Genomic DNA, 13,009 nt, shown 5'->3' on the forward strand with positions numbered 1-13,009 from the left:
TCCTAGTTTTTGTGCACCTGTTCCACCAGCTCGGTGCGCGGCTGTTTTCCGCCTGTCGGCTCCGCGCGGTCCATGTGCGACACAATCCGCTTGAAGTCATCGACGGTATCAAACTTTCGATAAACGCTGGCGAAACGGATGTACGCCACGGTGTCGAGCCTTTCTAGCTCGGCCATGACGCGCTCGCCTACCTCTTCGGAAGACACTTCGTCTTCAAACTCTTGGAAGAGGTCGCGTTCGACCCGCTCGGCAGCGGCACGGATGGCTTCGGCGCTGACAGGGCGCTTGCCTGCGGCGATGGCCATTCCGTTGAGCACCTTTTCGCGTTGGAACTCTTCGCGCGTTTTATCGCGCTTCACCACAAAAAGGCGCGGCATTTCGGGGGCTTCGAACGTCGTGAATCTACGTTCGCACAAAGTGCACTCACGTCGGCGACGGATCGCTTCTCCGTCCCTTGCCGGTCTGGAATCAAGCACTTTCTGGTCGGCATTGCCGCAAAACGGACACTTCACTCTTGTCTACATCCCAACCCCACATCTTGGGGCAAAGAGAATTGTAACACACAAGATACAGGATGTCAACGTTTTGTTAACAAGAATTCCGTCTATTAGATTTCCACAGGTTTTGCACAACGGATTTGAGTTGAATGTGGGGGTTTTGCACACTGATGGGTAAGGGCTGTGATGAGGAATGAAGGTAAGGAGACGAAGGGCAAAAGGACCTCGGCAGTAATCGGGCAATGTCAGCCACCCCAGGTCGCAAGGTTCTTTCAACGCATACCCGACGCCATGGAAGAAATGAATCACGTCTTCACAATCTCAGTTAGAATAGTCAGTGATGTCTGTTAGTGAGGCTTTGCAGAAGGGGAGGGCACCACGATGGGTGAAAATCATCGTGAAGTTCACCTTTTATGTAGTCACAGTCTCAATCTTCTTCTTTTGGACCGAGCGGATACCGGATGCTCCCTTCTGGGCGCACTTCGGGTTAACATTGGCAACCTGCGCTGGGCTGATCCTCAGCGTCGCTTTGATCCTGACGCCGATACTGGGAAGCATTCTGATCTATCAGGCCGTGCAGGTTCGCCGAGGCAAGCGAAGGCGCATCGATTTGATCGACTTGTAAGGGCGAATTACAGGCCCTATCGCTTTAACCACACCCGCCTGCCCTCTCGGTCAGATAGGCGCAATGCCGAAGTAACTAGCAGGGATCATGGAAATACCCCACCCCTAATCCCCTCCCCACCACGACTTCGTCGAGGCAAGGAGGGGACTCGCACCCTCACCTCTGTTCGCTTCGCTCACAGTTCCTCTCCCTTGAGGGAGAGACGATTACAGAACAGCCAATCTGTCTCGAAAGAACTCTGCCCGATCGCGCTGAGCGTCTTCTTCTGAGGTCTTCCCTCGTAATTCAAGAGTCGTCAGCCAGCTATCGACCTCGCGGTGCGACCCTGGGAATCCGGGCAAACCCTCCGCCGCCGCCCAGCGAACCCAGGTTAAGACGCGAAGCGCGTGGGCAAGCGTGAGCCGCTGCGAAGTCACGGCAAACTTTGCTGCCGCGCTTGCTTTGTTGTAGAGCTCTTCGTGGCTGATCGCAACTCGGGCCTGCCGCTCCTTCTCTGCAAGATAAGCGATAGCCCCTTCATATTCGGGGAGGCGGTCGCTCGTCGTTGAAATCTGCACAAATGCCCCGACGGCTCGGCTCGACTCTCCAAAGAGGCCACGAACGACAACCCCATTCTCGGCCATCGCCCGAAGTATTTGTGGCAACTCCTTGTTTTGGGCGAGCCCGATCAGGTGAAACATCGACGATACACGCACTCCCATTCCACAGTTGAACGGGCTCGTGCTCAAGAACCCAAACTTGGGAGACCAAGCAAATGTCAGCTTCGTTTCCATTGCCGCCAGCAATTGATGCGCCGCCGCGTAGGCATATTCAAACGTCCAGCCGGGAGTCAGCGCCTGTAACCGAAGGTGGTCCTCTTCATTGACCATGATGCTGACCATGCGACGGGGATCGAGGAGAACCGCGCGTCCGGGCTCGCGCCAGTGGAATTCTGGAGACACAAGCCGACAGCCGACGAGATATTCCCTCTCCGCCGGGCTGAGATCCTTCATGACTTCGAATGCAGAGGCGGCATAGTTGGGCTCATCTTCCCACTTGGGCGTGGGAGCAGTGACCTTTCTTAATGCGTCCGTGAGCTCTTTCTGAATCGCCTTAAGTTCGTCGGGGTCGGCATGATTCGGAAAAAAATGTCCTTGCAGATTGCGCATAAGGCGAACGCGCGAGCTTAGAATGACATCGGTTTGTGGCGCTTCGGCGTCGAGCCAGGCAGGTGGGGGCATCGACTTGAGCACCATCACGCGCCAAGATTCAGACTCTGAGCGCATGCGTGGCATGGAGAGAAGTTTACTGTGTGGAGCAGTGTCGGAGCTTTAGGCGCTGAGTCGTTGGTAGATTGGTGGATATTGCGGGGAGAATGCGAAGCTCGCGACCTAACCCCTTGCTCGGTGGCCCAAAGCTATAGCGGCCAATTCGCCGTCCTTACTGCTTCTTCCTCACGTCTCCGATCGTTCGATACACATAAGCCAGCACTTCTGCGACAGCGTTGAAGAGGTCGCGCGGAACGAAGTCGCCTACTTCACACTTTTTGTAGAGTTGACGCGCAAGCGGAGGGTTGGGGATGATCGGCACCTTGTTCTCGGCGGCGATCTCTCGAATCTTCAAGGCAAGATAGTCTTGGCCTTTTGCGACTACTTGTGGGGCGTGCATCTTCCCCGGCTCGTACTTGATTGCGATAGAAAAGTGAGTTGGGTTCGTAATGATCGCATCTGCGGTTGCCACCGACTGCTTCATTCGGCTTTTGGCGAGCTTTCGCATTCGCTGCATTCTTGCTCCCCGCATTTCGGGGGAAGACTCCATCTCTCGATACTCCTGCTTTAGCTCTTCCTTAGTCATCATGAGCTGCTTGTTGACCTGCTTGCGCTGGAAGAAGTAGTCGATCGCACCCAAGACAAGCCAGACCATCGTGATGCGAATGAGCATCATCTTCAGAACTTCTCCGACAACCCCGAGTGCACCAGCGGGTGGCAACGATGAAATCGATACGAGTCGGGGCCATTGTGATGCGATAGCAGTGTAGGCGATATAGCCAAAGACCGAGCACTTTGCCGTCGCCTTCAGCCCTTCCATAACGATGGTGCGTGAAAAGAGCCGCTTGGCCCCTTTCATGGGGCTGATCTTCGAAAAGTTAGGCTTCATCGCCTCTGGGCTGATGACGAACCCGACTTGAGCAAAATTTGCAACGAGACCGGCAACAATCGCGGTGAGCAAGAAAGGAGCCATCGCCACGACGGCTGGCTGTGCCGAATCCCAAAGATAACCCCAGAGCGTTGACGCATGGACATCCGAGGGGATGTTCCCAATCGACCGGTTCATGCTGAACATCAGGGCCTGGCCAATTCGGGCGACTGTAAAGGGGAGCACAATCACAAAGGCGATCAGAACGATGGCATTCGTTGTGTCGCTGGACTTGGCAACGGTTCCCTTTTTACGTGCGTCGGTACGACGCTTTGGAGTCGCCTCCTCTGTTCTTTCCTGACCCATCGTTTCCGACATCGGCTATTTCACCCCCCGTAAGGCGTTCCAGAGCGCATCGGTGGCAAGGTCCACGCTGACCTGTACACCGCCTACAATTGCCGGCAGAGCGATACTCAGGGTGAGCAGACCCATAATGATCTTTGCGGGCATTCCCACGATCATCGCGGGGAACTGAGGGACCGCCTTGTTGATGAAGCCCAAAGCGGCGTCGATGATGAAACCAACTGCGGCGACAGGAGCGGCTATCTGAATGCCAAGCAGCAACACCTGCCCGAGCAGCTGCAAGACGTTCGATTCGATGGCGTTCATATGCAATGCACCCATCGAGGGCATCACGTCGTAGCTCTTGATGAACGCTCGGATAAGGAGTTGGTGCCCGCCAATGGACAGGAAGATCGCCATCGCCAGCATATATTTGAACTGGGACAACAGCGTTGATGGGATACCGCTCACCGGGTTCATAACCTGGCTAGAGCTAAGACCGACCTGCATATCCAGAAACGACCCCGCAATCTGAAAAGCGGCGAAGGCCATGGAGATGAACATCCCAATCATCAAGCCCACAACGGCCTCTTGGGCAATCGCGATGACCATCGTGTAGATGTCCTGCGGAACATTTCCGACGGTCGGCTGGATCACAAAAACAAGCGCTGCCGATAGCGCCATGCTAATCATCACACGAATGTTTGCCGGTGTTTGCTGCCCTCCCAAAACGGGCGAGACCAGGAGCATCGCAGAGCATCGAATAAATACGACGATGAATGCCCAAAACAGCGCGGCGTCGATACTCATTGGGACACTCGGGAGATGTTCTCAAAGCAGAGAATCATGAATCCAACTAGCTTCTGGAGAATCCAGTTGCCGGTGAAGCCCAACACAACCGCAACGCCAAGAAGCTTTGGCACGTAGGTCAACGTCATCTCGTGGACCTGCGTCATGGCTTGGAAGATACTGACGGCGAGGCCGATAAACAGGGTGACAATCAGCGTGGGGAGCGATACCATGATCGCGATCTGTATTCCCATCTGGGCGATATCGAGCGCTCCTCTGGCATTCATCTACCTGTACCCCTGCAATATGGCGTTCACGAGCATGCTCCACCCGTCGGCGAGAACAAAGATAAGCAGCTTGGCGGGCAAGGATACGACCGTTGGTGGAAGCATCATCATGCCCATGCTCATCAGGCCGCTTGCGACGACAAGATCGATGATGAGGAACGGTACAAAGATATAGAAGCCGATGATAAACGCGGTCTTCAGTTCGCTGATCACAAACGCTGGGATCAGGCTGACGAGCGATACGTCCTCGGCGGTAGCGTTCTCTTGCCGGATATCGAGGAACATGCGCAGGTCTTTGCTGTAAGTGTTCTTCAGCATGAACTCTCGGACCGGTTTCTGAGCATTGGTGACAGCTTGGTCAAACGATATCTGCTTCTTCATGTATGGCTGGAGCGCGGTTTCGTTGATCGTCTCGTAAGTCGGAGCCATCACAAAGAAGGTGAGAAAAAGGCTTAGACCAATGACCACCTGGTTCGGCGGAATCGTCGGGGTGCCCATCGCATTGCGGAGAAAGCTAAAGATGATGACGATGCGGGTGAACGCCGTCGTCAGAATCATCAGCGCGGGTGCAAGGCTGAGAACCGTGAGGAGCGCCAGGATCTGAAGCGAACTGCTGACCTCACCCTCAGAGCCGGACTTGCCAATTTCGAGGCTGACCTTCGGCACCGTCAGGGCATCTTGACCGAATGCAGCCATTGCCGCTACACCCAGCAGAAATACTGGGATAACACGCGTCGCTATGAGTAGCAGGAATCTCTTGGAATTCATTTACTTGGCAATCCGATTTAAGCGCTCAAGCGCGATGGCAAAGTCTTCTGAGGGCTCTGATTGAGTTTCCTCGGCAGGTACAAACTCGTCGCTGAGGTAAGCGACTGCTTTAGGTTCAGCCTTTTGCGGCTCGGTGGTTCTCTCTTCGAGAATCTCCATAAATGTAGGGGCTACCGGCTTGGGATTCTCGTCCGTGATATCGGCGAGACAGTTCACTCCCGTACCGTTGACACTGATCAACAGCGTTTTAGCTTTTGCATTGACGATATAGAGAGTGCCACCCGCAAACGTGGCAGACTCTTCGATTTTGATTGCGCCGCCCGTCTTCGTCGAAAGCGATTTGTTCAACTTTACGGCGATTTTTGGCAGCAAACCCTTTAAAAGAAAGACAACTACAGTCACAGCCAACGCCATTTGGATGAGCGGCATAAGGCTTGCTCCTCCATCGCTGGACTTGGTGACTCCTGAAACAACGTCGTTCTTTGTTGCGGAGTAAATACTGTTGGCGTCACCCTGCGCGAGCGCAGCCGAGGCTAGCAGACCGATATAGGTGAGCGTAGCCCAGATTCTCATGCCACTTCACCAAGCCGTGCCAGCCGCTCTTGCGGCGTAAGGATCTCAGTGATGCGAACTCCGAAATTGTCTTCGATGACTACGACTTCACCTTTGGCGACGAGTCGACCATTGACCATCACATCAACGGGTTCACCGGCGGCCTTGTCGATCTCAACGATAGAGCCGGTTCCTAGCTCGACAACCTCTTTGACCATCATCCGCACGCGTCCCAGTTCAACACTGATTTCGAGCGGAATGTCGAGAAGAAGTTCAAGCCCTGTGTCTTCGTAAGCCGGTTGAGGGCGGGCAAGACCCGGTCCTGCCTGCTCTGCCGAAACCTGAGCAAAGGGGCTGCTGGAATCGTCGTCGCTTGTTGTATCGATGCCCAGAATCATCATCGCCGCTTCGTCGTCGAGCAGCCAGATAGCCGGGAAGCTCTGATCTCCACCGGAGAGAGCCAGTTCAACACGGACAAGTTCGTCAGACTTCTGAAGGTTTACCGGCATCGTGAACATCTGATAACGAATGCTCAAACCGCTGGCAACGATGGCTTCATTCTTGAGGTTGCCTACCGACATGCAGATGCCCTGGACGATGGCTTCGATAGAGGGGCGACAGTCGGAAACGAGCCCGTCGTCCACTTCTTCGATGTTCTCGTTCTTGATCGTCCCGGCAAACTCGACGAACGTGTCCTGCGGGATGAGCACAACCTGAACGCTCTCTGGCAAGTTTGCGAACGAGTACTGCACGACAAGCATTGGCGAGCCGGCCTCAGGCTGAATCTCAGTAGGCCGGGCGGCGACAGTTTTGTCGGGCGTAAATGTGATCGCTGTATTGCTTGCCTCACTTACGGTAAGCGTGACGGTCTGCCAGATTTGATTCTGTACGTCGCCAAATTGGCTGATAATCTCGGGTCGGATGGTCGCCATAAATGTTCCTTAGTCCTCTTTCACTCCAGAAACGGTAAAAACGAGTTTCTTGCCCTGCAACGCTGGCTTCCCTTCATATTTGGGAATGCCGCCAACATACAGGTTCAGGTCATCTCTTGTCTTTTGTCCAAGCCGCAAAACGTCGCCGGGCTGCAGCTTAAGAAAATCTTTGATATTCAATCGGCAACCGCCCAACGAGATCATGCAATCGACGTTCGCTTGGCTGACTTGTGCCGAAAGCATTCTTCGCGTCGTTTGGCTGACCTTACGGCTGCCTGTCGCAAACCACTTTTGTGCGCTGAGCTTTGTTGTGATGGGCTTGAGCAAGAGATAAGGAATACACAGGCTCATTGCACCACGCTGAGTGCCCAGCTTCACTTCAAACAGGATCGTGACTACGATGTCGTTCGGTGGCGCGATCTGGACAAACTGTGCGCTTGTCTCAAGCCCTTCGATGCTGGGATTGACCACGACGATTCCTTCCCAAGCCGACTTCAGCGCTGAGAACATCCTCTCGATGTTCTGCCGCACCAGCGGTCTTTCAATGTCGGTAAGCACAGTCCGATGAATCGCCTTTCCGGGGCCACCGAGCAATCGGTCGATCATTGAGAAGATCAGCGAGAATTCAACTTCAAGAACGGCTTGTCCACTCAACGGTGGCAGCGACATGACGGTAAAGACCGATTGGTTGATACTCCGCAGATACTCTTCATAGGGCACCTGCTCAAGCGAGATTAAGTCGATGTTGACGGGAGTTCTTAAGAATGCGGATAGCGCTGAGCCTGCCATTCTGGCGAAGGTCTCGTGCAGCATCTGCAACGTTCGCAGTTGGTCTTTGCTGAACTTGTCGGGTCTGCGGAAGTCATAAACTTCGTACGAGATCGCGGTTCGGGCCGATTGTCGAGCAGGCGGGGCGAATCCAGAGAGGCTTGTCGGCTTTGTGCCGGGCTTACCGGTAGCGGCCGCGGGCTGTCCGCCCGCTGCGGGCGCAGCGCCGGGTGCGCCAGCGTCTTCTGCTGCGGGCAGATCAGCAGGCCCGCCATCGTTCAACGAGGCGAGAAGCGCTTCAATTTCGGATTGCGAAAGGATCTCTGACAACGCTACTTCCCTTTGGTTTGGTTATTGGTGTCGGGCTTGGTTGGGGCGGGGTGCGATCCAAACATGGCTCGACGGACGACACCGTGAAGCGGCCGGGCTGTAACGACAGCTCGGACGACGCGCGGGGTGCTCGGTCTTTCAGACGCTTTGTGGGTCATCAGTGTGTTTATCGGCGCCCCGGTGATGTTCTTTAGCTCTGTCGGGAAAAAAGTTGAGGAATTACTTGAGGTTTTTGATTTGAACGGCGCGATGGGGGGTGCGGGATAGCTGGATTGAGATCTACATCGCACTGGCCTTAGGGGACAAAATCGTCCCGTAAGGCTAGTGTCATAGAAACCGAGATTTGCACCTTCTAAAAAGGATAGGAGCCCCCGCTTCATGCGTGAGGCCCCTGTTTCCTTCCTACCCTTCGCCCGTTTCAAGTCTTACTGGGTGGCTAAATCGTTGAAGTACACCTTGAGCACCGGTCCCTCTTTCGAGTCCCAACCGTTGGGAAGCTCGGAAAGGACAGGTGGGCCCTTCTTAGCATGAGCATCATCAGGCTTCTTAGCATGACTATCCTCTGTGGGCTTGGCTTCGCCTTCCTTGGGTGCCTTTTCGTCCTTGCCGTCCTTCGCGTCGCCTGCAGCCTCTTCGCCCTCCTTGTGAGGAGCGTTAGCTTCCAGAATCTCATTGATAGCCTGAGCGATTCTGGCTCGAAGCATGGGTCTGTTCACTTCACTAAAGAGGTCGGCTGACGTTTGGCTGGAGATGATCAGCTGTACTGCATCGCGAATTGCAGGCATCATCGCCTCAACTTCTTCTTTCTTGGCGCCCTCTTTAAGATGGAGGCCCAGAACGATGCGGGCATAGGAGCCCTGTGATTTGAGGTTCGTCAGAATCTCGGTTGTTTGGATAATCTCTTTCCCAAGCTTGATCTCTTCCTTCTTCTTGGGGCCTTTGCCCTTCATCATGAAGAAGCCGCCACCTGCGATCACAAGCACGAGAACGAGGATTATCGGAAGCTTGCTCTTTTTCTTTGGCGCTGCGTCCGTTCCCTCTTTAACCTCTTTTGCATCTGACATTCAACATCCCTCCGTGGCGCGAAGAACCACATGAAATGTATTCCGCATATGCACGGGGATTTCACATAGATTTGCCAGGGTAGGGAAAAATACCGCAGACCTTCAAGCAAACAGGCCGTTGAGGACAAAGTTGTCCTCAACGGCCTGCAAGAATTTGGTGTAATTCTTACTTCACTAAGCTTGCGATTGCCTTCTCAAACTCTTTGTCCGACTTACCTTTGCTGTATCCAAAGAAGGTGTGACGGATGACGCCCTTCTTGTCAACCAAGATGAACACAGGAATTCCCTGAATTCCAATCGACTTTCCAAGGTCGTCGGCAGAATCTACGAACGTGTAGCTATATTTGTGCTTGGCTTTGTACTCTTTGGCCTTGCCGGATTCATCCTGGAAAGTTGCTCCGATCACTTCCAGTCCCTTCGATTTGTACTTCTTGGCGAGAGCATCGACGGCGGGGGAAGCTTCTTTGCAGGGGCCACACCAGGTTGCCCAGAAGTCGATGAGAACAACTTTATTCTTATAGCTTGCGTTCGTGACAGTTTTGCCATCGGTTGTCTTCATAGAAAACTTGGGAAGCGGCTTGCCTACCCACTTTTTCAACTCGGCTGCCGGGTCTTTCTGAGCTTGCCCCGCCCCAAGTAAGACTGCCATGACGGCTACTGCCAAAATCGCTGCTATAGTTCGTGTTTTCATCATCATTCATCCTCTAAGGGAAGCTGCGCACCGCGCTGCCGTTGCTTAGTATACGGAGTTCTAAACGTGCGAAGCAGGGGACTTGTTCCCTTCTTTTGAATCTGGACCCGGGACTTTTATGGCAAACCGTACATGTTGCGCACACCGTTTTCCATGCCTTGCGATAGCTGAGCGTCGAGCTTTCTAAGAAGCCCCGACTCCCGTTTCTGCGGCGACACTTGCCCCGGCATGAACGCCGATCCCACCCAGATCGCACATATGGCGACGGTTAGAGCGATGACGAATTCGCGGACTGCTTTTCGATTCATGATGTTCTCCTCGAACACCACTATCATCGTTCAGCAAGACCCGATCTGCAATCGTCCAGAGGTACCAAATCGGCGCTTGATAGGGACTGTGTTTTTGGTACCAGATCAGCTATCAGCTGTCAGCTATCAGCCATCGGCTACCGGTTGTTAGCAAAAAGCGATCAGCTATCCATGCCCAGAAGGGCAGAAAGCTGATCGCTGATAGCCGAGCGCTGCTTGTTACCGTTGATCGACCGGAACAAAGTCAGCCGAATGCGGTCCTTCGTAGATAGCGCCCGGACGAATGAGTCGGTTGTTCTCCAGCTGCTCAAGCGCGTGCGCTGACCAGCCCGACACACGAGCGATCACGAAGATCGGTGTGTAGAGATCAACCGGGATGCCCAAAGCGAAGTATGCGTAGGCGGCTGGGAAGTCAACGTTCGGGAAGATATTCTTCTCAGTCTCCATGACGTTTTCCAGGATGTCGGCAATCTCCGACCACTGGGTCATGTTCTTTTCAGCTGAGAGCTCCTTGGCAACCTTGGTGAGATAGATCGCACGCGGGTCTCTCTTCTTGTACTCGCGGTGGCCAAAGCCCATGATCTTCTTCTTGTTGGCAAGAGCGTCTCGAATCCAAGCGTCTGCATTTGCGGGAGTACCGATCTCCTCAAGCATCCTCATGGCTTCCTCGTTGGCTCCGCCGTGGAGGGGGCCTTTTAGGGTGCCGATACCGGAGACGATTCCGCTGTAGAGGTCGCTGAGTGTGGCGACGGTGACGCGGCAAGCGAATGTGGATGCGTTAAAGCCGTGCTCTGCATAGAGCGTCAGCGAGCTATCGAGAACGTGGGCCGTCTTCGTGTCCGGCTCTTGTCCGCTCATCAGATAAAGGAAGTTCTGAGCGATGCTGTGCTCGGCCTTCGGCTTGAGCGGCTCAAGGCCGTTGCGAATGCGGTGTCCGTTTCCAACGATGGTGCTGCCTTTGGCAAGGATGCGAACGGCCTTGCGCCGGTTGGCTTCGTGGTCGGTCGCGGGTGCAGCATAGTCAGGGTCAAACGGACCGTAGACAGCATAGCCGACCTTGGCAATGTCCATCGGATGGCAGTCTTTCGGAAGCTGCTTGAGCGCCGTGTAGACCTGTTCAGGAACCTCTCTCTCGTCGGCAAGAGTCTTCTTGAAGCTGTCGAGTTCGGCTCGATTGGGGAGTTTGCCAAAGAGAAGCAGATAGGCCGTCTCTTCAAACGAGCCTTGCGAGGCCAAATCGTGTACGTTGTAGCCTCGATAAACCAGTGTGCTGGTCTCGCTGATAATCTCGGAAATTGATGTTAAGCCGCCGATGACGCCTTCGAGGCCGGGGCTATAGTTGGGGTACGTCGTTGTAGCGCTCATGTTTGATTCAACCTTACACCCACCGGTACGGCGTGTGTTTTCGGCGGTCGCCGAGCCGCTCAGAACCGTTGGAAACGACCGATCGCGACCTGTGACTTTGACCCTGATTTTACCTTAGAACGATCCAATCGGACAAGGAATGCCTGGGGCCAGCATTTGGCCTTCAATTCTCCACCCTGCTCAGCAGCCATGGATTAGGGAATGGTTAGCGCACACCGGATTCCACTTAGCTTGATGAATGCCTAAGCTACTACAGGCCAACGTCCTTTGCATTGACAAGAATGTACGGGAAGCTCGTAGCGGAAGCGGCCTTCAACTCTGCGTTCAAACGATTCCTAAACTCCTCCCATTGCGGAGGCGGTACCGTTTGGCATCCTTCGGAGCTGGTCTTCGTGTTGCTTCCTTTGTGGATGTTAATGCCAAACCAGCCAGTAAAGTCTTTATCCGAGCCATCTCTTTTGACGGTCACTTGTTCGGCCTGAACAAAGGCAGGATAGGGGTATCCAGGCTTATTGAAAGTCACTCCATGCATTCCGGGCTTGTACTTGTAAGTGCCAATCTTCAAGGTTGCGATGGACTGACGATGGATTGAGGGATCGGTATTGCCATTAAACGACCAAAACCCACCTGCAGTCACGATAAACAGCGCATCGTCGTATATGCCGATGTCATTTTTCCCGACAGCTCCCATCGTGTCTTGATAGTAGCCACGGACACCGACTAGGACAACTTTAGCTTGGACACCCTTTTGAGCAATGATGCTTTCGATCTTGTCTCTTGTAGCCTTGGGGCGAGAAGGTGGAAGTATTGCCATCTTGTTTTCCTCTTACTGCGCAGCGGAAATCTTCCTTCACAGAGAGCCATAACACTTCGGTCTTTGGGAATCTAACATGCTGTTACGCTTCAATCTGTTTTTTGAGATCGTTGTCGCGGTTTAGCCATCCCTTCAGAAACTTCTTCTGGCTGGGAGCTTTAGCAACCCGCGCGTGTCGATACGCGATGCGTAGGTCGACGATCTTGAGAGCTACTGTCTTTGGGTCAGCCGTGTGGATAAGTTCGGAAGCCTTTGGATTCCAAGCTGTGGTTCCGGTAAGCCCAAGCGCTTGGGCTACAAACTGATTGGAGCGTCCGACGCCAAAGTTGACGGCGGTATCGAAGACGGCAAGGCTGAGGGGCCATTTTAGGTAAACAGCTCGCGAGGTTTTCCAGTACCTTTCCTCATAGATATCTGCGACTTCATCCTTTGTGATGACCTTCACGGGTTGCTTTGCCAGCCCTTTTGAAACGCGGTAAGAGTCGTACACCTTTTGGATGATGCCCATATTTGTGGCTCCACCAGGGTCAACTGGATCGTTCACATAGCCGCCTTCGTACTTGAGAATCTGCTTGAGAACCTTCTGAAAGTCGTCGCTCATGACATGCCCCAAATCGTTCTTACTGTCTGACAAATTTTCGTGTAGCGGAGGATGAATGAGGTCTACCGTTCACTGACAATAGATTGTCCTCATTCATCTCATCTCTATCCTAACACGAAGACTCCAAAAGTAGATTGCCAATCTCAACAATAATCTGTACT

General features: G+C 53.7%; 16 protein-coding genes. 1 reads left to right on the forward strand and 15 read right to left on the reverse strand.

Annotated elements, in window-relative coordinates:
- Positions 1–2: 2 nt before the first annotated feature.
- Positions 3–512, reverse strand: a complete 510-nt coding sequence (nrdR, locus tag KF784_14935) for a transcriptional regulator NrdR (protein ID MBX3120355.1) — start codon at positions 510–512, stop codon at positions 3–5.
- Positions 513–837: 325 nt separating this feature from the next.
- Here nrdR and KF784_14940 point away from each other — a divergent pair, with 325 nt between their 5' ends.
- Positions 838–1,122, forward strand: a complete 285-nt coding sequence (locus tag KF784_14940) for a hypothetical protein (GenBank protein MBX3120356.1) — start codon at positions 838–840, stop codon at positions 1,120–1,122.
- Positions 1,123–1,328: 206 nt separating this feature from the next.
- Here the strand turns inward: KF784_14940 and KF784_14945 are convergent, their stop codons facing one another.
- From KF784_14945 to KF784_15010, 14 genes are all read right to left on the reverse strand, one after another.
- Positions 1,329–2,396 carry a hypothetical protein gene (locus KF784_14945; GenBank protein MBX3120357.1) on the reverse strand — a complete coding sequence of 356 codons (1,068 nt, stop codon included), beginning with the start codon at positions 2,394–2,396 and terminating at the stop codon, positions 1,329–1,331.
- A 145-nt stretch (positions 2,397–2,541) separates the two neighbouring features.
- The gene (gene flhB / locus KF784_14950; GenBank protein MBX3120358.1) at positions 2,542–3,615 is read right to left on the reverse strand and encodes a flagellar biosynthesis protein FlhB; all 1,074 of its coding nucleotides are present in this window, start codon (positions 3,613–3,615) and stop codon (positions 2,542–2,544) included.
- A 3-nt stretch (positions 3,616–3,618) separates the two neighbouring features.
- Positions 3,619–4,389 (reverse strand): flagellar biosynthetic protein FliR, encoded by a 771-nt coding sequence (fliR, locus tag KF784_14955; GenBank protein ID MBX3120359.1) that lies wholly within the window; start codon positions 4,387–4,389, stop codon positions 3,619–3,621.
- Positions 4,386–4,655 (reverse strand): flagellar biosynthetic protein FliQ, encoded by a 270-nt coding sequence (locus tag KF784_14960; protein MBX3120360.1) that lies wholly within the window; start codon positions 4,653–4,655, stop codon positions 4,386–4,388. The genes fliR and KF784_14960 overlap by 4 nt, the downstream gene beginning before the upstream one ends.
- A complete protein-coding gene (gene fliP / locus KF784_14965) occupies positions 4,656–5,351 on the reverse strand; it encodes a flagellar type III secretion system pore protein FliP (GenBank protein ID MBX3120361.1) in 696 nt (231 codons plus the stop codon). It abuts the gene before it with no gap.
- 72 nt (positions 5,352–5,423) lie between these two features.
- The gene (locus KF784_14970; protein MBX3120362.1) at positions 5,424–5,996 is read right to left on the reverse strand and encodes a hypothetical protein; all 573 of its coding nucleotides are present in this window, start codon (positions 5,994–5,996) and stop codon (positions 5,424–5,426) included.
- A complete protein-coding gene (fliN, locus tag KF784_14975; protein MBX3120363.1) occupies positions 5,993–6,907 on the reverse strand; it encodes a flagellar motor switch protein FliN in 915 nt (304 codons plus the stop codon). Before fliN ends, KF784_14970 begins: the two co-directional genes overlap by 4 nt.
- Positions 6,908–6,916: 9 nt before the next feature.
- Positions 6,917–8,005, reverse strand: a complete 1,089-nt coding sequence (fliM, locus tag KF784_14980; GenBank protein ID MBX3120364.1) for a flagellar motor switch protein FliM — start codon at positions 8,003–8,005, stop codon at positions 6,917–6,919.
- Positions 8,006–8,430: 425 nt separating this feature from the next.
- A complete protein-coding gene (locus KF784_14985; protein MBX3120365.1) occupies positions 8,431–9,069 on the reverse strand; it encodes a flagellar basal body-associated FliL family protein in 639 nt (212 codons plus the stop codon).
- A 166-nt stretch (positions 9,070–9,235) separates the two neighbouring features.
- A complete protein-coding gene (locus KF784_14990; GenBank protein ID MBX3120366.1) occupies positions 9,236–9,760 on the reverse strand; it encodes a TlpA family protein disulfide reductase in 525 nt (174 codons plus the stop codon).
- 116 nt (positions 9,761–9,876) lie between these two features.
- Positions 9,877–10,068: a hypothetical protein gene (locus tag KF784_14995; protein MBX3120367.1), complete on the reverse strand. Its 192-nt coding sequence runs from the start codon at positions 10,066–10,068 to the stop codon at positions 9,877–9,879.
- Positions 10,069–10,287: 219 nt separating this feature from the next.
- On the reverse strand, positions 10,288–11,433 hold the full coding sequence (locus KF784_15000) for a citrate synthase (protein MBX3120368.1): 1,146 nt from the start codon (positions 11,431–11,433) through the stop codon (positions 10,288–10,290).
- Between the two features lie 250 nt (positions 11,434–11,683).
- A complete protein-coding gene (locus KF784_15005) occupies positions 11,684–12,247 on the reverse strand; it encodes a hypothetical protein (GenBank protein ID MBX3120369.1) in 564 nt (187 codons plus the stop codon).
- 82 nt (positions 12,248–12,329) lie between these two features.
- Positions 12,330–12,848 (reverse strand): hypothetical protein, encoded by a 519-nt coding sequence (locus KF784_15010; GenBank protein ID MBX3120370.1) that lies wholly within the window; start codon positions 12,846–12,848, stop codon positions 12,330–12,332.
- Positions 12,849–13,009 lie beyond the last annotated feature (161 nt).

The organism is Fimbriimonadaceae bacterium (assembly GCA_019638775.1).
GTDB lineage: Bacteria > Armatimonadota > Fimbriimonadia > Fimbriimonadales > Fimbriimonadaceae > JAHBTD01.